A 23,635-nucleotide genomic window follows, 5' to 3' on the forward strand; every position below is an offset into this window, starting at 1 on the left:
GCCCGCCGGGAGCCTCGTGGGCCACCGCCGCCAAGGCGACCCTGCACTGCCTGACGGGCTGCGCCATCGGCGAGATCCTCGGCATGGTCATCGGCACCGCCCTGGCCTGGGGAAACGCTCAGACGATGATCCTGGCGATCGCCCTGGCGTTCCTGTTCGGCTACTCGTTCACCCTGTTCGCCGTCCTGCGAGCCGGAGTCGGCCTCAAGGCCGCCATCAAGGTCGCCCTGGCCGCCGACACCGTCTCCATCGCCGTGATGGAACTGGTCGACAACGGCATCATCGCCCTCGTCCCCGGCGCCATGGACGCCCACCTGGCCGACGCCCTCTTCTGGTCGGCCCTGCTCGGCGGCTTCGCCGTCGCCTTCGTGATCACCACCCCGGTCAACAAGTGGATGATCGGCCGGGGCAAGGGCCACGCCGTCGTCCACGCCTACCACTGACGCCGGCGGCCGGGAGGCCACGGCTCTCGGGAGAGGAGCCCGCTCACATGGGTCACCTCGGCGGCGACGGTGCCGTCGGGGAGCCGGAGCACGTGCTCGATCCGGTAGGTCCTGCCCTCTCCCCAGACCCGGGCGCAGGAAACCTCGACCTCGTCCCCTCCCCGCTTCGTCGCGCCGATGGTCTGCGGGGTCAGGCGTCGAGGCCGGCGAGGAGGATCTTCAGGCCGGCGCGGAACTCGGCTTCGGGGTCTCCGGTGGCGCGGGCGATCTCGGCCAGGCGGGGGAAGCGCTCCGGGGGGAGGGCCGCCATGCGGACGGGGGCGGACCTGCCGTTCCCGCCGGACGGGGCGGGGAGTTCGGCCTGGACGAAACCGGCGATGAAGCCGGAGACCACGCGGAAGGCGGCCAGGAGGTCGGCTCCGGAGCGGCCGCCGTCGGCCAGGGCCTGGAGCAGGGCCTCGGTCGAGGCCAGGGCGCTCTCGTCGAGGCTGCGCCTGGTGAGGATGAGGGGGATGGCGTTGGGGTGGGCGCGCACGGCCCGCCACATGTCCTCGGCGATCGACTCCACGCGGACGCGCCAGTCGGCGCGCGGGACGGGGCGGTGGGCCCGGGCCATGACGGCGCCGGTGACGAGGCGTTCCAGGCCGTCGCGGCCGTCGACGTAGTTGTAGATGGTCATCGGGCCGGTGCCCAGCCGGGTGGCCAGGGCGCGCATGGTGAGCCCGGCCAGGCCCTCCTCGTCGACCAGTTCCAGGGCGGCGGCCTGCAACTGCTCGTGAGTGAACTTCCGGGGTGCGGGCACGGCTTCTCCTCTTGATTACGTACAAGGTACGTGTTTAACTGTCCCCTGTTTACGTACAACGTACTTGATTGGAGGGGTCATGCCGACACGTTCCCCGTCCACCTCGTCCACCTCCTTCGTCTCCGACGGCGACCGCTGCGCCGCCTGGCTGACCCTTCCCGAAGGCGCCGGGCCGCATCCCGCCGTCGTCCTGGTGCACGGCGGCGGCGCGACGCACGAGATGATGCTCGACCAGTACGAGAAGTGGTTCTCCCGGGCAGGACTCGCCGTCCTGGCCTTCGACTTCCGCCACCTGGGCGCGTCGGAAGGCGAGCCGCGCCAGCTCGTCAGCGCCCGCCGGTACGCCCGGGACATCGACGCGGCCCTGGAGTTCGTCCGCTCGCACCCCGAACTGGACGGACGGCGGATCGCCCTGTGGGGGACGTCGTTCGGCGCCAGCCACGTGGTGGCCGCGGCCGCCCGGCACCCGGAGCTGTCCGCGGCGGTCGTGCAGTGCCCCGTACTGAGCGGACGCGCGATCGCCCTGCGCGGGGGCCTGCGCCACCTCGCCCGGTTCACCGTGCCGATCGTCTCCGACCTGGCGCGGGCCGCGCTGCGCCTGCCCCGCCGCTACGTGCCGCTGGTCGGCGAGCCCGGTGAGGCGGCCTTCGTCACCCAGCCCGGAGCCCTCGAAGGCTGGGCGTCCGTGTGCCCGCCGGGATACGAGTTCGACAACCGGGTCACCGCCGCCTCAGGCCTGGGCATGCTGCTCTACCACGCCGCGGCCGACGCCCCCCGCGTGCGCTGCCCGCTCCTGGTCTGCCAGAGCGACCGGGAGAACCTCATCGACACCGCCATCGCGGAGAAGGCCGCCGCCGCGGCGCCCTGCGGCGTCCTGAAGCACTACGACGCCGACCACTTCACCGTCTACCACCCGCCCCTGGTCGATCAGCTCGTCGCCGACCAGATCGACTTCCTCACCGCCCACCTGCGTCCTCGTCCCGAGAACCGTCCCTGACCCGCCCGGAGGCCGTCATGGCCTCCGCGTCGGAAGCCGTCCGCAGAGGGGCGGAAGCCGGTCAGGGAAGAAGCGGCTTCGCCTCGATGGGGCACGGCGAAGCTCTCTGTCCCTGCACGGCCTCCGCGTCCGGGCCCGGCGAGGGCGAGTCGCCCGGCCGCGGTTCCTCGACGTCACCGCCCGGACGGCTCCGCCCCGGCGGGGCGGGGTCATGCCTGGTTCAGGTCGCTGGGGTCGCGGAGGGCGGTGAGGGCGGGGGCGAACATCGTCGACTTGATGGCGCCCAGGGTGGGACGGTCCTTGTCGGCGAGGGGGCGCACCCAGTCGGCGGCGGTCCTGAGCAGGCTCGCCTCGTCGGCGACGCCGTCGACCAGGCCGAGCTCCCGGGACTGGGGACCGTCGAAGCGGCGCGCGGTCGTCATCGAGGCGATCGCCGCGGCGGGGGTGAGCTTGGCCTGGATGAGCGCGGCCATGCCGGGGGTGAAGGGCGTGTTGACGTCGGCCTCGGGGAAGCAGAAGTAGCCGCGGTCGGCCCGCATCACCCGGAAGTCGTGGGCCATCGCCAGCATCGCGCCGGCCCCGAAGGCGTGCCCGTTGACGGCCGCCATCGTGGGGATGGGCAGGGCGAGGAGGCGGGCCAGCAGCTCCTGGATCTCGCTGAGATAGGAGGACAGCCCCTCGCTGTGCTCGCCCAGCCACTCCAGGTCCAGCCCGCGGGAGAAGCACTCGCCCGTCCCGGTGGTGACGAGCGCGACGGGCCCGGGCTGGGCGGTGACCTCGTCCAACAGGACGTTGACCCGCTTGATCAGCTCCGGGGAGAGGCGGTTCTCGTCGTCCCCCAGATCCAGTACGAAAACTCGGTCCTCTTGGCGCAGCTCAGGCATGAACTTCCTTTCCAGACGAGCCGCCGAGGTTCAGGCGGCGTACGGTGCGCGGCATGCCCTGTGCTGCCTCCAGCCGCAGCCGACGGGTCACGCACACACCGTAACAGAGCAAATACTCTAGAAATCCTCCCACTTCACAGGCCCTTTCCTTTCCCGAATTCGGGCTCCGAACACATCGACCTCTCCCTCAACACCCCTTGACCGCCCCGGCGCGGCCGAGGGGACTCCTCCGATCCTCCGGTGTCTGATCTTGTTCCCATGGTCATAAAGAGATCATCTTTCGGAACAATCGCGGTCGTGCGTCTCCGTTTGCTTTTGCCGCTGTTGCTCCTGGTATGCCTGACGACCTCCTGTGTTCCGGGGACGGGCTTCGGCACGTTCGGGACCCGGGGTCCGACGCCGGCCTGGTCGCTGAAGGGCGTCGCGGCCGGAGATCAGATGGCGGTGGTGGACGGAACTCTGATCTTCCTCACCCGAAAGGAGATCCGCGGCGTCGACGTGATCTCGGGCCGCGACCTCTGGACGATCCCCTTCCTTCCGGGGCTCCGGTACGCGACCCGCGACAACCCCTGGTTCAGCGTCGCTCGTGGAGCGGTCATCCTCGTCGAGGCTCCGGGAAGCTACGAACGCGGCATCATCCGGGCCATCGATCCCGGCACGGGTCGTCTCCTGTGGTCGGACGGGCCTGCTACCAGCGTGGAAGTGTCCCAGGATGCCGTCTTCGTCCACAGCTGCGCGGACGGCCTGAGCGAATGCACGACCACACGACGTGAACCGAGGACGGGCCGGGCGGCCTGGTCGGAAGTCCCGAACCCTTTCGGCTGGACCGGCTTCGACGATCAGCGCACGCTCGCACGCCCGACCGGCCGCTATTTCGTCACCGACACCACACGTAAGAGCAGCATGCTGCGCGATACCCGGAACGGGCGGCGCACCGCCATGGCGGCGGTTCCCGAGTGGAACTCCTGGCGCTCCGTGGGCCCGGCCGTGGTCTTCATCGGGAAGCTCTATGACGACGCCTGCCAGGTGGAGCTCAGCTCCTTCGACGCTGAGCACGCCCGTCCGCGCTGGAAGCGGACCATCTGCTTCCCGCTGGGCACGGGAGACGACTACAACCCCGGCTTTCCCCACGCGCCAGGGGGCTTCATCGGGGATGACACCCGGATCGCGACCCTCACTCCGGAGGGAATTCCCCAGATCCTCGACCTGACGACCGGGAACATCCTCTGGAGATCGGCGGAGAGCGGAACTCCCCTGGACTCCGACGGCACCTCCCTGCTGACCCGTCGGGCGAAGGACCAAGGACCGCTGACCATGCTCGACTTCCCGACCGGCCGCGCCCTCTGGACCGCTCCCGATCCCGGCCTGACGGCGGGCGACACCCGATGGCGCACGTTCGTGAACCAGGACTTCACCGCCATCGCCGGACTCCACGAGGGCGAACCCTCCGTCGCCGTCTACGACACCGGCACCGGCCGCCCCACCGGCCGTTATTCCGGCATCTTCAAGGGGGCCGGTGACGGCTGGATCGCGGTGGAGACCAAGAGGTTCGGCTACGACCTGGACTTCTTCTTCCTCTGAGGCCCCGGCTCACCGGCACCGCACGTCCGGCCGCTGAGACGCGTCACAGCAGGGCCGCGACGGCGGTGGCGGTTTCAGGATGGCGGGTGAGCAGGGCGGCCGCCTCTTCCGGACCTTCGGCGGTGGGTGCGGATTCCCGCCATACGGGGTCGTGGCCGAGGAGGGCGGCGACGGCCTCGCAGGTCTGAGGATGGGCGGCGAGGAGGGCGGCTGCCGGGCCGGATTCGACGGGGCGGCGTGTTGTCGTCGGCGGCCGTTGGGCGGACCAGGGCGGGGTCCAGGCGTCGAGGACGGGAAGGGCGGCGGGGAAGGTGCGGGCGGCCTCGCGGACGAGGACGGGGACGAGTTCGCGGGCTTCGGCGCGGAGGGCGGTGATGAGTTTGGGGAGCCAGGGGAGGAGGACGGAGTCGGGGAGGCGGGCGAAGGCCTTGGACATCAGCTCGACGACGAAGGGCGTCATGGCCGGGACCGGGTCCAGGGAGTGGATGAAACCGCTCAGGTAGTGGGGGAAGGCCTCGAGGGTGAAGGGGTTGTCCAGAAGGCCGTCGGAGAGGGAGCGGAGTTCGTCCTGGGAGAGGAGGCCCAGGCGGGAGCGGACCGCCCAGAGGAGGGCCGTCTTGGCGGGGGACTCGGGGTGGGACTGCCGCACCGCGATCTCCAGCTGGGCGTGGTCGCAGCCGAGGGACAGGGCCAGGCTCTCCATGCCGAAGAGGAAGCCCAGCATGGCCGCCACCTGGCGGAGGCCGGTCTCCTCCTCGGTGAACGCGGTGGGCAGCAGGGTGCAGTAGTGGGCGTAGCCGGTGGTGACGAAGGACTCGCACCAGCGGGGGAGCGCGGGCTGCGTGGCCCGGTAGTGGCTCAGGAGGCGGCGGATCCGGCGTAGGACCTCCGGAGCGTCGTCGACGTCGCGTTCCGCGGACAGGAGCTCCACGGCGCGGGCGCCGAGTTCGTCGGGGAGGCGCTGTCCGGGGAGGAGGCGGACGGCGTCCTCCACCGCGGCCAGGGCGGTGGAGGCGGTGGCCTTGGGATCCCAGACGGCCCGGCGCAGGCGCTGCTCCAGGACCTGCTCGACGCTGACGCCCTCGTAGCCGAGTTCGACGAGGGCCCGCTGGTCGCGGCCGAGCGCGAGGTCCCAGCTCTCCTGGATGGAGCGCTCGCCCAGGCCCCGGGAGCCCATGATCGGACGGACGGTGCCCTGCGGCAGCAGGCGCTGCAGGATCCACAGCAGGTCGGAGCACTGGTTCAGTTCCGGCCGGGCCTTCAGGTCGAGCAGGGCCCGCTGGATCGTGCGCTTCTGCAGGTCGAGGCCGAGGGGCTCCAGCCTGTCCAGGACGTCCCGGGCCAGCGGAGGCAGCGACTCGTAGCCGACCTGGCCGATCCTGTCGCCGCCGAGGAGGATCTCGCACAGCCGGGCGACGTCGCGCCGGCCCGGCACCGTCTCCTTCTCGATGCAGGTGACGGCCGCGTCCTGGAAGTCGTACGGCGTCGGCCGGCGCCGGTTGCGCATGTTCGCCAGCAGCACCGACGTCTCGAACACGGCGATCGCGTCGGCCGTACTGGCCTGGTATCCGTTGCGCCGCGCCAGCCGCACGATGTCCACGCACCAGCCGAGCAGCTCGGCCTCGTCGAGCCCGTCCTGCGCGGGCGGGCTCGCCAGGAACCCCGACAACCTGTCGTCGACCCGCCCGGAAGAACCGAAGGCCGCAGCCCGCTGCGCGCCTTCTTGCGCCTGCGGTTCGGCCGCACCGGACCCGGCCTGCTGTGCGCCTTCCCGCGCCTGCGGTTCGGCCGCACCGGACCCGGCCTGCTGTGCGCCTTCCCGCGCCTGCGGTTCGGTCGCACCGGGCCCGGCCTGCTGTGCGCCTTCTTGCGCCTGCGGTTCGGTCGCACCGGGCCCGGCCTGCTGTGCGCCTTCTTGCGCCTGCGGTTCGGTCGCACCGGGTCCGGCCTGCTGTGCGCCTTCCCGCGCCTGCGGTTCGGCCACATCGGGTCCGGCCTGCTGTGCGCCTTCTTGCGCCTGCGGTTCGGTCGCACCGGGCCCGGCCTGCTCGGGCAGGCCTGCCGGGAGTTCCGTCGCCCTGCCGACGGCCGGACCCGAGGCCGTGGGGGCGGTCTGCTGAAGTGTGTTCTCCTCCCTGCGGAAAGAAGGGTCGGCACCGCCTGACGGGGAAGCGGCGGAGGGCAGGCCGCCCGTCTGCCTGCGGGTTCCCTTCTGGCCCTTCAGCCGGAACGGTTCGACGCCGCCGCGGCGCAGGGCCTTGCTCCAGGTGGCGGAGGCGATCGACACCGAGCCGGGGGCCAGGCCGAACTGGGCCTCGATCGCGGAGTGGCTGGACGGGATGAGCCCGTACTGCCAGCGGGTCCCCGTCCGGGGGGTGATCTCGTACGGGGCCGTGGAGGCGGCGCCGAACTGCTCGACCCGGCTCGCGGCGTGGAAGGCCCCGCACACGTACAGGCAGTCGGCGGGGTCGGTGCCGGACGACGCGAGGTGCTCGCGCATGCGCGTCCACATGTACCGTTCGCGCTCCTCGTCGCGGTGGTCGTCGCCGTCCCGGCGCAGCCTGCGGAACAGGCTGCCGATCATGACCATGACCTGCCGGTAGGTGTCGTAGTCCGCTCCGGAGAGGGGCTGCTCGACGTACTGGTCCCACCACTCCGACCAGTGCCGGACCTTCCCGTGGTGCAGCAGGTGCTCCTCCAGTTCGGCGAACCGCGGGCGCAGGTCGCCGAGCTCGACGCCCACCGAGTCGCCGTGCAGCGCGGCCTCCTCGTCGGGGGCGGCCTTCCCGGCCGGCTCGGCCCGCTCCCGGGGCTCCCACTGGAAGACGTGGTCGCTCGACCGGTCGACCGGCACCAGCTCGACGCCCGGCGTCTCGAGCGCGTAGGCGATGGCCTGGTACTCGGCGGACGCCTCGGTGATCGGCGCGATCACGCTGAGCGGCGCCCACGCGGCCGGGAAGCCGTCGAGTTCGGTCGCGAACGCCTGCAGCGCGACGGGCAGCCGGCAGTTGCGCAGTTCGTCGAGGAGCGGCCCGAGGTCGTCGCACATCTCCAGGTAGACGACCTTCGGCCGCTTCTCCCGCAGCCTCCGCGCCATGGCCAGCGCGGAGGACGGCGAGTGGTGGCACACCGGGAAGATCTCGAGGTCCTCGCGCAGCGCACGGTCGACGTCGTCGACCATGCCCGCGAGGATCCCGGACAGCGCGCCGGGCCCCTCGGCGAAGGCCCCGGCGGCGTCGAGCAGCTGTTCACGGAGTTCGGCGAAAGGCTTCATGACAGCTTCGCGATCGCCTCTCGCCCGCCCTCGAGGAAGCCCTTCCACGGGCCGTCCCCGTCGTTCTTGGAGCGGGGTTCGACGACGCCGTGCCAGAACTTGTTGAGGATCGCGAGGTCCTCGGGGCTGCGCCGGGCCAGGGATCCCACCAGCGAGCCGGCGAGCGTCTCGGGCCGCAGGGTGCGGTCGCCGAAGAACTGGCTGTGCAGGATGGCGTCCTCCAGCACGCCGATCTGCTCGGCCGTCGACAGCGCCGACTCCAGCCGCTCGTCGTCGCTGCTCGCCGACGCGGCGGCCGTCCGCAGGTCGGCGAAGCTCTGCAGCAGGACGTCCAGCAGCGTGGGCGGCACGTCCAGCTCGATCCGGTGGCGGCGCAGCAGCTCCACGGTGCGGAACCGGACGATCTCGGCTTCGCTCTTCTTGCTCGTCACGACCGGGATGCGCACGAAGTTGAACCGCCGCTTCAGCGCCGACGACAGGTCGTTCACGCCGCGGTCGCGGCTGTTGGCCGTGGCGATGATGGAGAACCCGGGCTTGGCGAAGACGATGTTGTCGTCGTTCAGCTCGGGGATGGACACGTACTTCTCCGACAGGATGGAGATGAGGGCGTCCTGCACGTCGCTGGTGGAGCGGGTGAGCTCCTCGAACCGGCCGACGACGCCCTGCTCCATCGCCGTCATGATCGGCGAGGGGATCATCGACTCGCGCGACTGCCCCTTGGCGATGACCATGGAGACGTTCCACGAGTACTTGATGTGGTCCTCGGTGGTGCCGGCGGTGCCCTGCACGACCAGGGTCGAGTTGCGGCAGATCGCGGCCGACAGCAGCTCGGCGAGCCAGCTCTTGCCGGTTCCCGGGTCGCCGATGAGCAGCAGGCCCCGGTCGGACGCGAGCGTCACGATGCTGCGCTCGACGAAGCTGCGGTCGCCGAACCACTTCTGCGGGATCTCGCGCTCCAGCCCGTCGGAGCGCTCGGATCCGAGGACGAACAGCCGGACCATGCGGGGGCTGAGCCGCCAGGAGAACGGCTTGGGCCCGTCGTCTATCGACTCGAGCCAGTCGAGCTCCTCGGCGTACTTCACTTCGGCGGGGGCGCGGAGCATGTCGCTCATGGGGGGTCTCCTAGTCGAGGAAGTTCTTGAGCTCGAAGACGAGCTTGCGGATGTGGCCCGAGATCACGGGGGTGCCCAGGTCCTTCAGGCGCTGGCGGTACCAGGGATCGACGCTCTGGTGGCCGGAGCTGTTCACCGAGCCGACGGGGATGAACTTCACCCCGGAGCGGTGCACGGACGTGAAGTCGTCGATCAGTGACCGGTCGTCGTAGAAGTCGGAGATCCACACCAGGACGGTGTTGCGCGGATCGGCGATCTTCGGCCGGGCGAGGGACATCGCGACGGTGCCGTTCGTGCCGCCGCCGAGCGTCGTGCGCAGCAGCACCTCGAACGGGTCGTGCACCCACGGGGTCAGGTCGAGCGCCCGGGTGTCGTAGGCGATGAGGTGCACGTCGACCTTGGGCAGCCCGGCGAAGATCGACGCGAGGATGGTGCAGTTCACCATCGAGTCGACCATCGACCCGGACTGGTCGACCACCACGATCAGCCTGGCGGGCGTGGTGCGCTTGGCCGTCTGCTTGTAGAAGAGCCTGTCGACGTAGAGGCGCTCGTCCTCCGGGCTCCAGTTGACGAGGTTCTTCCAGATCGTGCGGTCGAGGTCGAGGTTGCGGAACACCCGCTTGGGCGGCACCGACCGGTCGATCTTCCCGGTGCTGGTCTGCTGGACCTGGGTGCGCAGCACCTCGGCGACCTCGTCGACGTACCTGCGGATCAACGCCTTGGCGTTGGCCAGCGCCACGCCCGACAGGTTGGACTTGTCCCGCAGCAGCTGTTCGATGAGCGACATGCTCGGCTTGAGCTGCCGGGCCAGCGCCGGATCGGCCAGCACCTCGCGCAGCCGCATCCGGCGGACGAGGTCGCCTTCCAGCCCGGCCAGGACGCCCCGCATCTCGCCGGAGCACTCCGAGCCCATCGCCTGTTCGAGCCAGCCGCGGTCGCGCTGCCAGTCGGCGAGCCCGGAGGCCGTCACCTCGCCCGTCCCGGTGGCGAACACGTTGAGCAGCAGCTTGGAGATCAGCGCGGCCCGGCGCACCTGCTCGCCGGAGCCCTCATCCAGGTCCTCCGTCGCGGCCAGCCCCCGGAACTCCGCGTCGAGGCCGGGGAAGCGCTGCACCAGGTTGTCGACCGAGATCCCCGGGTCGAGCAGCGCGGGCGGCAGTCCGAGGTCGTCGACGACGGCCACGCTCGCGGACTCCAGCGACGGCTGCTCCTCGGGGTCGAACAATCGGGACAGGAGCCGCCAGTAGAGCACCTGCCGCCGGTTGGCGTCGGAGCCGACGCCGGACGCGTTCGTCGATGCGGTCTCGTTCATCTGCGGAGCAACCTCCCCGCCCGCTCGCGCAGCACGGACACCGAGTTGCCGGACCTGGCCTCGGCCTTCACGACCTTGGGGTCGGTGGGGCCCAGCGCCCAGTCGCCGTTGTGCGCCTGGACGGGCTTGCGCCTCACCGAGGCCTGCACCGCGAGGGGCTGCACCTTCCAGCGGCCCGCGTCCCAGCGGACCAGCCCGACGCACGCCGAGGACGCGGCGACGAGCTCCGGCGTGATCGGACCGCAGGACGGCAGGCGGTCGAGGTCGAGATCGAGGACGCTCCCGTCCAGTTCGAGGCGCCCGTCCCCGACCGTGTACCCCTCGATCAGCACGGGCTCGGAGATGCGCACCGGGTGGCGCTCCAGCGGGGGCACCGCGGGGGCGAGCGCGCCCGCGAGCAGGAGGCGGGCGGTGGTGAACGGGTCGGCGGGCTCGCCCGCGACGGCCAGGCCGTCCTGCCACACCAGGTCGCCTCCTGCCAGCAGCGGCATGTCGGAGACCTCCAGGACGCGCCGTTCGGCCAGCGCGCCCAGCAGCACAGGGTGGTCCCCCAGCAGCTTCCACACCGACGGGCCGGAGATCGTGTCGACCTTCGCCGCCGCGACGCTCGCCCGGACCAGCCGGTTCTCCCCGCCGCCGCCGGAGGGCTCGAGGACCGCGTGCACCTGGGCCTGGACCGCCGTGTCGTGCTCGTGCACGTCGACCCCGAGCACCAGCAGCCGGCCCGACACCCGCTCGGCGGGCTCTGCCGCGCCGGCCCGTCCGCCGGCCTGCGCGAGCAGCAGCGCGCGCGACCAGAGGTCGGCCCACCGCCGGACGGGCACCCGGTCGGCCGTCGCGACCGGGCACGACGCCCGGAGCTCCGCCGCCAGCCCGTCGAGCAGGACGGCGGACCGCCGCAGCTCCGGCACCGCGAGCAGGGACTCGATCACCCGGTCGGCGGAGGAGACGAGGTCGTGGTCGACGCCGCGCCAGCCCGTGAGGGCCAGTTCGTGCAGCCAGGCCCGGCACCCGCCGAGCAGGTCCTCCCGCTCCGGGGGGACAGGCCGCGTCCAGGAGTCCCTGGCCCGTCCGAGCGCGGTGTCGAGTCCGTCGAGCAGCGCGTCGTGCACCGCTCCGAGCAGCGCGACCCTGCCTCCGGCGAGCACCGTGAGGTGCTCCTCCGAGGCCGAGCCGGCGGTGGTCTTCCCGACGGCGTCCTCGGCGGCGGCGCCGAGCGGGGAGGAGGCCAGCGCCCCGGCCAGCGCGCCCAGCGCGGCGCCGCGCTCGGCGTCGATCCGGGTGAACCCGTGGACGAGGACGTCGTCGAATCCGGCCACCAGGCCGAGCGCCTCTTCCACCCCGGCGGGGGCCGTGCCGAGCAGTCCGGCGAGCTGTACCGCGAGCATCAGCGCGCCACCCCCGTCGAAGGGAACCAGTGCAGTTCGGGGACGGGCACCGTGGTGCCGGGGACCTCCAGATACGCCAGGTGCCGCAGGAACCGGCTGAACACCACCGCCGCGTCCGCGGACTCCGGCGAGCCGTCCAGGGCGCCCACGAGGTCGCCGCCCTCGGCGACCTCGACCCGCAGGTAGCGCGCGACCCGCTCCAGCCCGTACTGCAGCACCGCCTCGTCGGCGAGTGACCGCAGGTGCTTGCACGGGGCTCCGCGCAGCCCGCCGCACGGGCGGTTGTTGTTCGTCCGGCAGTTGTAGCCGTGGTCCCCGGCGGAGATCGAGGAGACGTACACCCGGCCGATGTCCGAGCCGCTCGACACGACGCCCTGCAACCGCCCGTCCGCGAGCTCGACGAAGGGGACCTTCGCCAGTTTGCGCGCCCGTGCGGGCGGCACCACCCGCACGGTGCTGAGCCGTTCCCAGCCGGCCTCATCCGCGTCCAAGTCCTCGCCCCCCATCGCTCTCGATCATGGGTCGGCAAGTTACTCACACGCTCCGACAAAATCGGTTCGCTCCGTCCACAGCTTCCTGTGAAGCGAAAAAATGCCCTGCGATCAGGGCGTTTAGCCGTTTCGGCCGGCTCTTCCCGGAGCCGGGCGCCCGGCGCCCGGCCGAGCCGAGAGCTTCCGCGAGCGACGCGATGTCTCCGCGTCGGCGCCTCCGCTCAGCGGACGGCCCGCGCGGTTCAGCGGAGCCGGTGGTGCAGGGGCGCGGCCAGATCCGTGGTGGTCAGCAGGAGGGCGACGGTGTAGTCGACGAGGTGGTCGCGGTCGATGGACAGGTCGCCGCGCAGCCAGGCGGTGAGGAGGTCCCACAGGCCGGAGGTGAGGGTCAGGGCGGTCAGCTCCAGGTCGGTGTCCGACAGGGGGAGCGGGTCGAGCACCTCGTGGGTCTGGGCGACGAAGATGCCGGTCAGGCCGTGGATGATCTGGCGCCTGCGCTCCTGGAGCAGGAGGTTGGCGGGGAACTCGTGGGCCAGGACGTGGGCGCGGCGCGGGTCGGCGGTGAGGAAGTCGACGATGGCGTTCACCGAGGCGCGGATCCGGGCCTTCAGGTCGCGGGGGGAGCGCCGGGCGGCGTCCAGGATCACGGCGGTGCCCTGCTCCGCCTGGTCGTCGACGATCGCCAGCAGCAGGGCGTCCCGGTCGGTGAAGTTCTCGTAGAAGTACCGGTCGTTGAGGCCGGCCCGGGTGCACACTCCCCGGACGGTGGTGGCGGCCCAGCCGCTGGTGCCCAGCAGTTCCAGGCCCGCCTCCAGCAGCGCGGCGCGGCGGAGGGCCCGGCGCTGCTCGGCGGGCACCCCGCGGTAGGGGCGGGTGCGTGGGGACGTCACGGTTCCCGATTGTGCCGTACCTCTTGACGCCGCCACGAATTTTGGTGATCGTTGACACCAGATATTTCTGGTGTTCTTGCACACCAGAAATGGATCGCGGCAACGGCGGGAAAGGCGGTCACCGGTGACCACGGACTACTCGGCAGGACCCTCTGGGTTGGCCCTCGAGGACATCGACCTGGGTGATCTTCGCTTCTGGCAGCGTCCCCTGGACGAGCGGGCGCAGGGGTTCGCCGTGCTGCGGGCCCAGCCCGCCCCGCAGTTCTTCACCCTCCCCAAGATGCCCTTCCTCGGCCAGCCGCCCGGCTCCTGGGCGCTCGTCCGGCACGCCGACGTGGCGGAGGCCAGCCGCAACCCCGAGGTGTTCAGCAGCGAGCCGACCGCCACCCAGCCGACCGACGCGCCGCGCATCGTCGACAGGTTCTTCCGCTCGATGATCGACATGGACGATCCGCGACATGCCAAGATCCGCCGGATCGTGTCCCGCGCGTTCAGCCCCCGGATGCTGTCCAAGGCCGAGGACGACATCGCCGGCCGGGCCAAGCGCATCGTGGACGGGCTGATCGCGGCCGGCCCCGGAGTGGACTTCGTGGCCAACGCGGCGGTGCGGCTGCCCGTCGAAGTCATCTGCGACATGCTCGGCATCCCGCCCGAGCAGCACGCGACGGTGGTGGCGCTGACCAACATCAGCACCGGTTACACCGACCCCGAATACGTCGGCGCCACCCTGGACTACAGCAGCGGCACCGGCAAGATGAGCCACCTCGGGATGATGCGGTCGATGGGCACGATCGCCTGGGCGGGCTGGCGGCTGCACCGCCTCGCGGCCAAGCTCGGCAAGGAGCGCATCGCCAACCCCACCGACGACCTCACCTCCGCGCTGGTGAACGCCAACCTCGACGGCGAGCAGCTGACCCCGCAGGAGTTCGGCGCGTTCTTCCTGCTGCTGGTGGTGGCGGGCAACGAGACCACCCGCAACGCCATCGCCCACGGCCTGAAGCTGTTCACCGACCACCCCGACCAGCGGGCGCTGCTGATGGAGGACTTCGACGGACGCATCGGCGGAGCCGTCGAGGAGATCGTCCGCTACGCCAGCCCGGTCATCTTCATGCGCCGCAACGTCACCCGCGACCACGAGATGAACGGCCACCTGTACCGCAAGGGCGACAAGGTGATGCTGTACTACCCGTCCGCCAACCGCGACGAGGCGGTCTTCACCGACCCCGAGAAGTTCGACATCACCCGCTCGCCGAACCCGCACATCGGCTTCGGAGGCCCCGGCCCGCACTTCTGCCTGGGCGCCAACCTGGCCCGCCGGGAGATCACGGTGATGTTCCGGGAGCTGTTCACCCGCCTGCCCGACATCCGCTCCGAAGGCGAACCGGACCGGCTGCTGTCCGGCTTCATCAACGGATACAAGCGCCTGAACTGCACCTTCACCCCTCCGTCCACGATTCCGGCCGGCCGTTCCGCGAGTGAAGGCTCCTGATCGTTGGAGGACGCCGACCGGCCTGAAGTGAAGGCGTGGGAGACGTTCGTCGACTCCTTGCAGACGGCCGGACGGCGGCTGGCCGCCGACACCGAGAACCTGGACGAGCTGGAACGGGCGGACGGATTCCGCGCGCTCATACGCGGACTGCACAACCAGCTCGCCCGGTTCGAGGTCGACCGGGAGCGGCCGGAACTGGTGCCGTTCAACGGGTGGCGGCAGAAGTTCTTCATGGACAACCCGGACTTCCGCTACTGGGTGGCCGACATCCGTCCAGGCCGCCGCTACCGCGTCACGGGGAACCCGGGCGCGGCCGTCTACGCCTCGATCACGGTCTACGCCGGATCGGGGCGGGCGGGAGCCGAGGCCGTCGCCCGTCTCGACAGCGACGAACTCCGCTTCGACGAGGCGGGGAACTTCACCGTCACGCTCGGCGGGGACCGTCCCGAGGAAGGCGACTGGCTGCCGCTTCCCGAGAAGACGACCGCACTGTGGGTCCGGTACTTCCACGACGACGCCGGGGACGAGACGGGCTGGTGCGCCATCGACCCGGTCGACCCGGCCGTATCCGTGCCGCCGCCCATCGACCCGGCCCGATTCACCCACCATCTCGACCGCCTCGCCGGAACGGTGTCCTTCCTCCCCGCGGCCTTCTCGATGGCCGCGGACGCCGACCGGGCGCGGCCCAACGAGATCCGCCACTGGTCGGAGATGACCGGCGGCGCCGTCTACACCGAACCCGGCATCCACTACCTGCGAGGCGGGTGGGAGCTCGAGCCGGGAGAAGCCCTGGTACTCGAAGGTGACGCGGCGCCGTGCCGTTACTGGAACGTCCTGCTCTACAGCCGCTTCCTCAACTCCCTCGACCACCGGCACCGCTCCGTGTCCCGTACCGGCGGCACCGCGACCGTCAAGGACGGCCGATACCGCTTCGTGCTCGCGGCGGAAGATCCCGGCCCGTCCGCCGGGGACTGGTTGGACACCGAAGGACGCCCGTTCGGGATCGTCGTCCTGCGCTGGCTGCGTCCCGAGCACACACCCGCCCTGCCGTCAGTTCGGCGCTGCCGTGTCGAGGACCTGCGGAACGAGAGATGACGACCTGGAAACCCGCCCGGCGGACGCCCGAGGCCGCCGCCGTATACGCGGCCGCAGAAGCAGACCGGACGGCGCGTCCGGAGCGCTACCGACTCGGCGCGGACACCGCGGACGCGGTCATCGCTCAGGCGACCAGAGGTGTCGGGGACTCTCTCCTGGACGACCCCTCGGAGTGGCGTGAAGGGCTCGAACGGTACCTGGAGTCCGCTGCGGAGGACGGTCGGCTGAACGCGCTCGGAGTGAAGGCGGCCTTCGGTTCGGCGGTGACGAGGCTACGCGCCCGCATCCTGACGGCCCGTCACCTCGCGGCCCACCCGGAGACCACCGAACGCCGCCTCACACCGCCGATCTTCATCGTCGGCGGCTGGCGTACGGGCACCACGTTCCTGTTCCGCCTGCTCGCCGCAGATCCCAGGCTCCGCGCCCCTCTGTCCGCGGAGCTGGGCGCCCCGTGGCGGTTCGCCGACGTCGAGGGGAAAGAACGTGAAGAGCTGCTGGACTCCTCTTCCCGTGCCCAAGACGCCCTCCACCTCCTGAACCCCGCTCTGGCCACCGTCCACGACTTCGGCACACGCCTCCCGGAAGAGTGCGTCCTGGCCATGGGCACCGACTTCCGCAACTGGGGATTCAGCTCCACCATGCGGCTGGACGGCTACAGCGCCTGGCTGGCCGGTCAGGATCTGGCCGCCTCCTACACCCGCCACCGCAGGGTCCTGCAGATCCTCGACGCGCAAGACGGCCGCCGCTGGGTCCTCAAGGCCCCGGCCCACCTGCCCGAACTCGCGCACCTGGCCGCGGCCTTCCCCGGCGCGTGCGTCGTCCACCTGCACCGCGACATCGTGGAGACCGTCGCCTCCGGCGCCAGCCTGTTCTCCGTCTTCCGCTCCACCTACAGCGACGACGTGGACGCCCATGACGTCGGCAGGTTCCAGACCGGTCAGACCGAACTCTGGCTCCGCCGGGCCCTGGCCTTCCGGGACTCCCCGTCGGCGGAGTCCGTCACCGTCCTGGACGTGCGCTACGAGGACCTGGTCTCGTCGACGTCCTCGGTGCTGAAGCAGATCTACGCCGCGGCCGGTCTGGCGGCCCCCTCCGACCCGGACGGCATGGTCGCGCGCTACCACGCCACCCGACCCCGCCAGGCGAAAGGGACCCACCGCTACACCCCCGCGGAGTTCGGTCTCGACGAGAACGAACTCCGCGAGCGTTTCGCCTTCGCTCCCCGGCCGTGACATAACGCCCCGGAGGGGGTACCGGAGACCTACCGGTCGGCGCCGCTGTACTCGGGCTGGAGGGACTCGGCCGGGGAGTCCCCGGCCTCCTCCAGGCCGCGGCGCAGCTTCTCGCCCTCGATGTCGAGGTCGGGCAGCACCCGCGCCAGCGGACGGGGCAGCCACCAGGCGGCCTTGCCGAGCAGCGACATCACCGCGGGGACCAGCGTCATGCGGACGATGAAGGCGTCGATGAAGACCCCGACGGCCAGGGCGAACCCGATGGACTTGATGATCGGGTCGGGAGTGAGCATGAACCCGGCGAACACCGCGATCATGATGAGCGCCGCGGCGGTGACGACGCGGGCGTTGTGGCCCAGGCCGTTGACGGTGGCCTGGCGGGGCGTGTCGCCGTGGACGAAGTCCTCGCGCATGCGGGAGACGAGGAACACCTCGTAGTCCATGGCCAGCCCGAACAGGATGCCGATCAGGATGATGGGCAGGAAGCTCACCAGGGGGCCGGGGGTGTCGACGCCGACGAGCCCGGCCAGGTGGCCCTGCTGGAAGACCGCGACGGTGAGGCCGAAGGTGGAGCCGACGGTCAGCAGGAACCCGGCCGCGGCCTTGACCGGCACCAGCACCGAGCGGAAGACCAGCATCAGCAGCAGGACCGACAGGCCCACCACCAGCAGCAGGTAGACCGGCAGCGCGTCGGCGAGCTTGGCGGAGATGTCGATGCCGATCGCGGTGATCCCGGTCAGCGCGATCTCCGCTCCCCGCACGTCGGCGACCGCGTCGCGGACGGCGTGGACGGTGTCCTCGGTGGCGGGGTCGGTGGGGCCGGTGTCGGGGATGACGGCCACCAGACCGGTGGTGCCGTCCTGGTTGAACTGCGCGGGCATGGCGACCTTCACGCCCTCGACGCCGTTGATGATCTGGACGGCCCGTTCGGCCGCGGCCTTGGCGGACGCGGCGTCGTCGCCGGACACCACGGCGATCAGGCGGCCGTTGAAGCCCTCGCCGAATCCTTCGCTGGTCAGGTCGTAGGCCTGGCGTTCGGGGGTGTCCTCGGACGCGGTGCCCGCGTCGGGCAGGGCCAGGTGCATGTCGGTCACGGGCAGGGCCAGGGCGCCCAGCGTCAGCACTCCGGCCAGCAGGACCGGCACGCGCAGCCGGGTGACCAGGCGGCCCCACCGGTAGCCGAAGGGCTCCTTGCCGGGCACGGGCCCGGTGGCGCCGCGCCGCTTGCGGGGCAGGATCCTGTCGCCGGCGAACGCGAGCACGGCGGGCAGCAGGGTCAGGGCGACCACGACGGCCACCGCGACGGTGGCGGCGGCGGCCAGGCCCATGGCGGTCAGGAACGGGATGCCGACGACCGACAGGCCGGCCAGGGCGATGACCACGGTGGCTCCGGCGAACACCACGGCGGACCCGGCGGTGCCGATCGCCCGCGCGGCCGCCTCCCGAGCCTCCAGGCCCTCCAGCAGGTTCTGCCGGTGACGGGAGGTGATGAACAGCGAGTAGTCGATGCCGACGGCCAGCCCCAGCATCAGCGCCAGCACGGGGCTGGCGTCGTTGAGCTCCACCACGCCGGTCAGCGAGTACAGGCCGGCCATCCCGACGCCGACGCCGAGCAGGGCGTTGAGCAGCGTCATCCCGGCCGCCACCAGGGAGCCGAAGGTGAGGACGAGGACGACGGCGGCGACCAGCACGCCGATCCCCTCGGTCGCCCCGCCCAGGTGCGTCTCCTTGGCGACCTCGCCGCCGACCTCCACCCGCGGTCCCGGGCCGTCCTGGGCGATCTTCTTGTAGGCGGCGCGCTGGGCGTCGGTGATGTCGGCGATCTCGTCGGCGAACTGGACCTGGACCAGCGCGTAGCGGCCGTCGGGCGACACCCCGCCCGCCTGGAAGGGGTCGACGGCGGTCGCGCCGGGGATCGCGGAGGCCCGCTCGACGACGGGCGCGACCTCGGCCGGGGTCAGCTTCCGGTTCTGCGGGGCGGCGATGACGATGGTCCCGGAGGCGCCGGTGGCCTGGGGGAACTGCTTCTCCAGCGCGTCCATCGCGCGCTGGGACTCGGTGCCGGGCATGCGGAACGCCGCCGTGGTCGAGCCGCTGAACGCGGCGGCGGCCCCGCCCAGCAGGCCGAGCAGCAGCAGCCAGATCGCCACGACGAGGCCGCGGTGCCCGAAGCACCATCGGCCCAGCCGGTAGAGCAGGGTGGCCATGGGGGAACGAGCCTTTCCTTCGGAGATCGGTGAGGGTGTGCTCAGCCGCGGGTTCGGCCCAGCGCCCGCAGGGCGCCGGTGGTCAGCGCCTCGCGCAGGGTCTCGTCGTCGAACGAGAGGTGGTCGGCCGTGCCGGTCAGGAGCATGCCGCCCAGGGTCATGGTGGCCGCGACCCGGTCCAGCGGTTCCTCCGAGCGGCCCGCCATGGCGTCGACCAGCCGGCGTTTGAGGGCGTCGACGTCCTCGAACTCGTCGTGCAGCTCCGAGATCGAGTCGAGGTCGCCCAGGTTGTCGAACAGCAGCTTGAGTTCGCGCCGGAACCGCAGGGTGAGGTCGACGAACCCGGCGACCGCGGCCTCGGCGGCTTCCCGGCCCTCCAGACCGCCCAGGCGGGCGTCCAGCGCGGTGACCTCTCTGCTGATGGGCAGCAGCAGTTCGGCCAGGATCGCCTCCTTGTTGCTGAAGTGGTACAGCAGCGACGCCTTCGAACAGCCCGTGTCGGAGGCGATGTCGGCCAGGGACGCGCCGCGGAAGCCGTGGCGGACGAACCGCCGCAGCGCCGAGTCGAGGATCCGTTCCCGCAGACCGGTGGAGGGACGAGCCATGAGGATCACGGTAACCGCTGGAACGGTGCAAGCTGACCGTTCGGACAGGAACCGGGAGTGTCCTTCGTCACCGGCGTCGCGGGCTCATCCGCGACGGCCGCGCAGGGCGAGGGCCAGGAGGAGCTGGGGCAGGGCGGCGAGGGCGAACAGCAACCAGGACGGGGACCAAAGGGAGCCCAGCCCGTAGGCGGCGAAGACCATCACGGCGACGACCTCCATGCCGAAGCCCGACAGCGAGGTGACGGTGGCGCGGGAGCGGTCGGAGAGCCGGTCCTGGAGCCGCGCCTCGGTGACGACCGTCGCCCACTGCGCGAGCCCGAAGGCGACGCCGATCGGCACGAAGCCGAGAGGATGGCGCACCACGGCTCCGGCGGCCAGAAGAAGGGCGGCCAGGGCCAGCGCGACGGACAGGCGGGAGCCGCCGCGCCCGGCGAACCACCCGCCGGCCGCGTCGCCCATGGAGGGCAGCAGCACCAGCAGCGGAACGAGGGCCAGGGCGGAGCCCGAGGCCTCGGCGGCCAGCAGCGGCAGGTACTCGTCCATCGCCGAGAAACCCGACATCAGGACGACGCCCAGGAGCAGCCGCCGGACCACCGGAGCGGCCCGGACCTGGGCCAGCCCGTCCCGGAACACCGCCCGCAGCCCGGGCTCCTCGTCCTCGTCCTCGTCCTCCCCGCCTTCACCCCTGTGCTCGGGAAGGGACCACGCGACCGCGGCCGTGAACAAGGGCACGACCACGCTGGCGATCCCGAGGGCGAGGAAGCCGCCGGCCGCCATGACGGGCACCGCGACGAGGGAGGAGACCATGGCGGCGGTCGTCCCCAGCGCCCGTGCCCGCCCGAACACCCGCGGATAGGAGCCCCCGGCCCCCAGCCGCGCCAGCTCCTCGTAGACCAGGGCCTCCTGGGCCCCGGAGGCCAGCGCGCCTCCCGCCCCCCACAACACGAACCCGGCCGCGAACGCGGGATAGGAGGGAGCGAACGTCCACAACCCGTACCCCAGCCCGGTGACCAGCGGCGCGAGCACCAGAAGCCGACGCCGCGAGAACAGGTCCGCGAGAAGCCCGGAAGGGATCTCCAGCAGGAACGAGACGCTCGACCACAGGATGAACAGCGTCGAGATCTGCGCCGCCGACAACCCGGTCTCGGCGAACAGCAGCGAGTACACCGGGTAGAGCAGGATGAAATCCGTAAGGAACGCGTAGGCGTAGACCTTACGGATGAGCCGGTTCTCAGATGAAGATCAATGTCGCCAGGTCATGTCCTCACCCTAGGCGAACACCCCGAACGCACGCCATGGGATTTCGGCCGCGGATGACGTCAAGACGGGCCGGTGGGCTGTCTAAGCTCGAATGCATGGCGAAGTATTTCGATGTGCATCCGGACAACCCGCAACCCCGGGCGATCCGCCAGGCGGTTGACCTGCTCCGTTCGGACGGGTTGATCGTGTATCCGACGGACTCGTGCTTCGCGCTCGGGTGCAGGCTGGAGAACAAGGCGGGCCTCGACCGGATCAGGGAGATCCGCAACCTCGACAGCGGCCACCACTTCACCCTGGTGTGCAAGGACTTCGCGCAGCTCGGCCAGTTCGTCCAGATCAGCAACGCGCTGTTCCGCTCGATCAAGGCTGCGACTCCGGGCGGCTACACCTTCATCCTCCCGGCGACCAAGGAGGTGCCGCGCAGGCTGCTGCACCCCAAGAAGAAGACGGTCGGCGTCCGGATCCCCGACAACGTCGTCGTCCAGGCCCTCCTGGAAGAGCTCGGCGAGCCGATCCTGTCGAGCACCCTCCTCCTGCCGGGCGAGAGCGAGCCCATGACCCAGGGCTGGGAGATCAAGGAGACCCTCGACAACGCCGTGGACGCCGTCCTCGACTCCGGAGAGGGCGGCACCGCCCCCACCACGGTCGTCGATCTCTCCCAGGGCGAGCCCGAGATCCTCCGCCGGGGCACCGGAGACCCGTCCCTCTTCGAATAGGCCTGTCGCCGCCTATCCCTTCGGGGAGGGCTGTGTGAGCATGTTCTGGCATGCGAGGTTCTGCCATTGCCTGGCTGGGGCATCCGGTGTCGGTGGTCGCGATCGTCGTGCTGGCGGTCAACGATCAGGTGTTGAAGGGGGCCTACCCGGGCCCGGTGACGGGCAAGGTCAGCGACTTCGCGGGCCTGGTGTTCGCTCCGGCGCTGCTCGCGCTCGGTCTCTCGGCGCTGGGCCTGCGGGGGGAGCGGTCGGCCCTGGGAGCCGTCCTGGCCACCGGGGCCGGGTTCGTGCTGGTGAAGACGACCTCCACCGGAGCGCGGATCGCCGGTGAGGCGTGGGGGCTGGTGGCGGGGCCGTCGCTGATACGGGCTGATCCGACGGATCTTCTCGCCCTGCCCGCGCTGGCGGTGAGCTGGCAGGTCCACCGGTGGGCCCGGAACCGGGAGACCCCCGAGCGACGGGTCCGTCTGGGAAGGGTCGTGGTGGTCATGCCCTTCGCGGTCGTGGCCACGGCGGCTACTTCGGCGCCCCTCGCACAGTCGGTCGACGCCGTCGGAACGTCCGGCGACCGGATCGTCGTGCGGGCGGAGGCCACGACCATCTCGACCACCGACGGCGGCGTCACCTGGATGGGAGAGGAGAGCGGCCGCGCCGACGACCAGATCCGCGACGGTGCGACCCGCGCCTGCGTGCCGTCGGCGCCGTCGCACTGCTACCGCGTGGTCGAAGGACGGCTCGCCGTGCAGGAGACCACCGACGGACGGACCTGGCGCACGGCCTGGGAGATCTCGCCGGGACGGACCGACTTCCTGCGGCGGCAGGCCGTGGACAAGGGCTACGACCCCGATGTCTCCAGCAGGGCTCTGGCCGTGCAGGATCAGGCGGGCGGGCACGTCGTCGTGGTCGCCAACGGCGGCGACGGGCTCGTGGTGCGCGACACGAGCGGCACCTGGCGTCGGCTGGGCCACCCGGTCTGGACGGTGGGCGCCTCCCGGACGGTCGAGCCGATCACGCGTTGGAACGTCCCGGACCTGAAGGACGGGTCGGCCTACCGGTTCCGTGCGGGCTTCACCGCCCTGATCGTCCTGGCTTCCGCCCTGCTCGCAGGCCTGGGCTCCGGCCGCTCCCTGCGCTGGGGCTGCGCGCTGACGCTCGGGGGCGCGGTGTCCGGTCTGGGACTGCACTCGATGGACCTCCTGGGCGTAGCGGTCGCCCCGTTGTCCGCGACCCTGATCCTCGTGGGCCTCGTGCTCCTGGGCGTCGGCTCGTCCGCCGCGGCCGACCGGCGACGGGTCTTCTGCGTCGTACCGATCGCCCTGGCCGGCGCCCTGCTGGCCCCCGTCCCCCTGTTGTCCTGGACCACCGGCGTCCCCGACGCCTTCAGGACCGCCGTCCTCGGCAGCGTGTTGATCGGCTGCGCCGGAACCGTCGCGGCCTTCCTCACCGGAAGGGCCGTGGCGCGCGGCCGGTGAGGACACGGCTCTCGTCCGGCCGCCGTCGTGTTCCGGACGGGCGCCTACAGGCCGTGGCCGGCGCTCTTGCGGTAGCGGCCGGGGGAGACGCCCTTCCAGCGCTGGAAGGCGTGGATGAAGGCGGCGGGTTCGGCGTAGCCCAGCCGCCGGGCGATGTCCTTGGTGGGCAGGCCTTCGTCGAGCAGCCGTTCGGCGAGTTCCTCCCGGACCTCCCGCAGCAGTCCGCGGTAGCAGGTGCCCTCGGCGGCGAGGCGGCGGTTCAGGGTGCGCGAGCTGACCGACAGGCGGGCCGCGACCTCGTCGAGGGGCGGGACGGGGGTGCGCAGCAGTTCGGCGCGGACCCGTTCGCTGAAACGCGCGGGCTCCCCGGCGGCCGGAGCGGGGC

20 protein-coding genes are annotated in these 23,635 nt (G+C 71.5%); 8 read left to right on the top strand and 12 right to left on the bottom strand.

The window, feature by feature from the left end; genetic code table 11:
• The coding region (locus tag ABD327_RS03540) for a DUF4396 domain-containing protein (RefSeq protein ID WP_344448653.1) at positions 1–443 on the top strand (443 nt) is incomplete at its 5' end.
• Positions 444–633: 190 nt separating this feature from the next.
• Here the strand turns inward: ABD327_RS03540 and ABD327_RS03545 are convergent.
• On the bottom strand, positions 634–1,245 hold the full coding sequence (locus tag ABD327_RS03545) for a TetR/AcrR family transcriptional regulator C-terminal domain-containing protein (RefSeq protein WP_344448654.1): 612 nt from the start codon (positions 1,243–1,245) through the stop codon (positions 634–636).
• Between the two features lie 79 nt (positions 1,246–1,324).
• Here ABD327_RS03545 and ABD327_RS03550 point away from each other — a divergent pair, with 79 nt between their 5' ends.
• On the top strand, positions 1,325–2,242 hold the full coding sequence (locus tag ABD327_RS03550; RefSeq protein WP_344448655.1) for an alpha/beta fold hydrolase: 918 nt from the start codon (positions 1,325–1,327) through the stop codon (positions 2,240–2,242).
• 209 nt (positions 2,243–2,451) lie between these two features.
• Here ABD327_RS03550 and ABD327_RS03555 read toward each other — a convergent pair whose 3' ends face one another.
• Complete coding sequence (locus tag ABD327_RS03555; RefSeq protein WP_344448656.1) at positions 2,452–3,126, bottom strand: enoyl-CoA hydratase/isomerase family protein; 675 nt, start codon at positions 3,124–3,126, stop codon at positions 2,452–2,454.
• Positions 3,127–3,573: 447 nt separating this feature from the next.
• On the opposite strand from ABD327_RS03555, the gene ABD327_RS03560 reads away from it, so the two are divergent.
• Positions 3,574–4,707: an outer membrane protein assembly factor BamB family protein gene (locus tag ABD327_RS03560; protein WP_344448657.1), complete on the top strand. Its 1,134-nt coding sequence runs from the start codon at positions 3,574–3,576 to the stop codon at positions 4,705–4,707.
• Between the two features lie 43 nt (positions 4,708–4,750).
• On the opposite strand, the gene ABD327_RS03565 is transcribed toward ABD327_RS03560, so the two are convergent.
• The 6 genes from ABD327_RS03565 to ABD327_RS03590 all read right to left on the bottom strand — a co-directional run bounded on the left by ABD327_RS03565 (position 4,751) and on the right by ABD327_RS03590 (position 13,174).
• Positions 4,751–7,981, bottom strand: coding sequence for a hypothetical protein (locus ABD327_RS03565; RefSeq protein ID WP_344448659.1), 3,231 nt, complete (start codon positions 7,979–7,981; stop codon positions 4,751–4,753).
• On the bottom strand, positions 7,978–9,093 hold the full coding sequence (locus tag ABD327_RS03570) for an ATP-binding protein (protein ID WP_344448660.1): 1,116 nt from the start codon (positions 9,091–9,093) through the stop codon (positions 7,978–7,980). The genes ABD327_RS03565 and ABD327_RS03570 overlap by 4 nt, the downstream gene beginning before the upstream one ends.
• Before the next feature lie 10 nt (positions 9,094–9,103).
• Positions 9,104–10,405 (bottom strand): VWA domain-containing protein, encoded by a 1,302-nt coding sequence (locus ABD327_RS03575; protein WP_344448661.1) that lies wholly within the window; start codon positions 10,403–10,405, stop codon positions 9,104–9,106.
• Positions 10,402–11,793 (bottom strand): hypothetical protein, encoded by a 1,392-nt coding sequence (locus ABD327_RS03580; RefSeq protein WP_344448663.1) that lies wholly within the window; start codon positions 11,791–11,793, stop codon positions 10,402–10,404. The genes ABD327_RS03575 and ABD327_RS03580 overlap by 4 nt, the downstream gene beginning before the upstream one ends.
• A complete protein-coding gene (locus ABD327_RS03585; RefSeq protein WP_344448664.1) occupies positions 11,793–12,284 on the bottom strand; it encodes a hypothetical protein in 492 nt (163 codons plus the stop codon). Before ABD327_RS03585 ends, ABD327_RS03580 begins: the two co-directional genes overlap by 1 nt.
• Positions 12,285–12,526: 242 nt before the next feature.
• Complete coding sequence (locus ABD327_RS03590; protein WP_344448665.1) at positions 12,527–13,174, bottom strand: TetR/AcrR family transcriptional regulator; 648 nt, start codon at positions 13,172–13,174, stop codon at positions 12,527–12,529.
• A gap of 124 nt (positions 13,175–13,298) precedes the next feature.
• Here ABD327_RS03590 and ABD327_RS03595 point away from each other — a divergent pair, with 124 nt between their 5' ends.
• Genes ABD327_RS03595 through ABD327_RS03605 form a run of 3 tightly spaced genes read left to right on the top strand, consistent with a single transcriptional unit; the run spans position 13,299 to position 16,990 of the window.
• A complete protein-coding gene (locus tag ABD327_RS03595) occupies positions 13,299–14,663 on the top strand; it encodes a cytochrome P450 (RefSeq protein ID WP_344448666.1) in 1,365 nt (454 codons plus the stop codon).
• A 3-nt stretch (positions 14,664–14,666) separates the two neighbouring features.
• The gene (locus ABD327_RS03600; protein ID WP_344448667.1) at positions 14,667–15,758 is read left to right on the top strand and encodes a DUF1214 domain-containing protein; all 1,092 of its coding nucleotides are present in this window, start codon (positions 14,667–14,669) and stop codon (positions 15,756–15,758) included.
• Positions 15,755–16,990: a sulfotransferase family protein gene (locus ABD327_RS03605; RefSeq protein ID WP_344448668.1), complete on the top strand. Its 1,236-nt coding sequence runs from the start codon at positions 15,755–15,757 to the stop codon at positions 16,988–16,990. Before ABD327_RS03600 ends, ABD327_RS03605 begins: the two co-directional genes overlap by 4 nt.
• 29 nt (positions 16,991–17,019) lie before the next feature.
• Here ABD327_RS03605 and ABD327_RS03610 read toward each other — a convergent pair whose 3' ends face one another.
• The 3 genes from ABD327_RS03610 to ABD327_RS03620 form a co-directional block, all read right to left on the bottom strand.
• Positions 17,020–19,197, bottom strand: a complete 2,178-nt coding sequence (locus tag ABD327_RS03610; protein ID WP_344448669.1) for an MMPL family transporter — start codon at positions 19,195–19,197, stop codon at positions 17,020–17,022.
• 41 nt (positions 19,198–19,238) lie between these two features.
• Complete coding sequence (locus ABD327_RS03615; RefSeq protein ID WP_344448670.1) at positions 19,239–19,802, bottom strand: TetR/AcrR family transcriptional regulator; 564 nt, start codon at positions 19,800–19,802, stop codon at positions 19,239–19,241.
• An 84-nt stretch (positions 19,803–19,886) separates the two neighbouring features.
• Positions 19,887–21,023: an MFS transporter gene (locus tag ABD327_RS03620; RefSeq protein WP_344449066.1), complete on the bottom strand. Its 1,137-nt coding sequence runs from the start codon at positions 21,021–21,023 to the stop codon at positions 19,887–19,889.
• Between the two features lie 134 nt (positions 21,024–21,157).
• Between ABD327_RS03620 and ABD327_RS03625 the strand changes: the two genes are divergently transcribed.
• Entirely contained in the window at positions 21,158–21,778 is a 621-nt protein-coding gene (locus ABD327_RS03625) for an L-threonylcarbamoyladenylate synthase (protein WP_344448671.1), read from the top strand.
• A 50-nt stretch (positions 21,779–21,828) separates the two neighbouring features.
• Entirely contained in the window at positions 21,829–23,250 is a 1,422-nt protein-coding gene (locus tag ABD327_RS03630; RefSeq protein WP_344448672.1) for a hypothetical protein, read from the top strand.
• Between the two features lie 44 nt (positions 23,251–23,294).
• Here the strand turns inward: ABD327_RS03630 and ABD327_RS03635 are convergent.
• A partial coding sequence (locus tag ABD327_RS03635) for a helix-turn-helix transcriptional regulator (RefSeq protein WP_344448673.1) occupies positions 23,295–23,635 on the bottom strand: 341 nt, incomplete at its 5' end.

The organism is Actinocorallia aurantiaca, from assembly GCF_039533685.1.
Lineage (GTDB): Bacteria > Actinomycetota > Actinomycetes > Streptosporangiales > Streptosporangiaceae > Actinocorallia > Actinocorallia aurantiaca.

Bases quoted from the DNA above. Each gene is read 5' to 3' on its own strand.
- ABD327_RS03550 (WP_344448655.1), top strand. From the start codon at position 1,325: ATGCCGACACGTTCCCCGTCCACCTCGTCCACCTCCTTCGTCTCCGAC.
- ABD327_RS03555 (WP_344448656.1), bottom strand. From the start codon at position 3,126: ATGCCTGAGCTGCGCCAAGAGGACCGAGTTTTCGTACTGGATCTGGGG.
- ABD327_RS03565 (WP_344448659.1), bottom strand. From the start codon at position 7,981: ATGAAGCCTTTCGCCGAACTCCGTGAACAGCTGCTCGACGCCGCCGGG.
- ABD327_RS03570 (WP_344448660.1), bottom strand. From the start codon at position 9,093: ATGAGCGACATGCTCCGCGCCCCCGCCGAAGTGAAGTACGCCGAGGAG.
- ABD327_RS03575 (WP_344448661.1), bottom strand. From the start codon at position 10,405: ATGAACGAGACCGCATCGACGAACGCGTCCGGCGTCGGCTCCGACGCC.
- ABD327_RS03580 (WP_344448663.1), bottom strand. From the start codon at position 11,793: ATGCTCGCGGTACAGCTCGCCGGACTGCTCGGCACGGCCCCCGCCGGG.
- ABD327_RS03605 (WP_344448668.1), top strand. From the start codon at position 15,755: ATGACGACCTGGAAACCCGCCCGGCGGACGCCCGAGGCCGCCGCCGTA.
- ABD327_RS03610 (WP_344448669.1), bottom strand. From the start codon at position 19,197: ATGGCCACCCTGCTCTACCGGCTGGGCCGATGGTGCTTCGGGCACCGC.
- ABD327_RS03615 (WP_344448670.1), bottom strand. From the start codon at position 19,802: ATGGCTCGTCCCTCCACCGGTCTGCGGGAACGGATCCTCGACTCGGCG.
- ABD327_RS03625 (WP_344448671.1), top strand. From the start codon at position 21,158: ATGGCGAAGTATTTCGATGTGCATCCGGACAACCCGCAACCCCGGGCG.
- ABD327_RS03630 (WP_344448672.1), top strand. From the start codon at position 21,829: ATGCGAGGTTCTGCCATTGCCTGGCTGGGGCATCCGGTGTCGGTGGTC.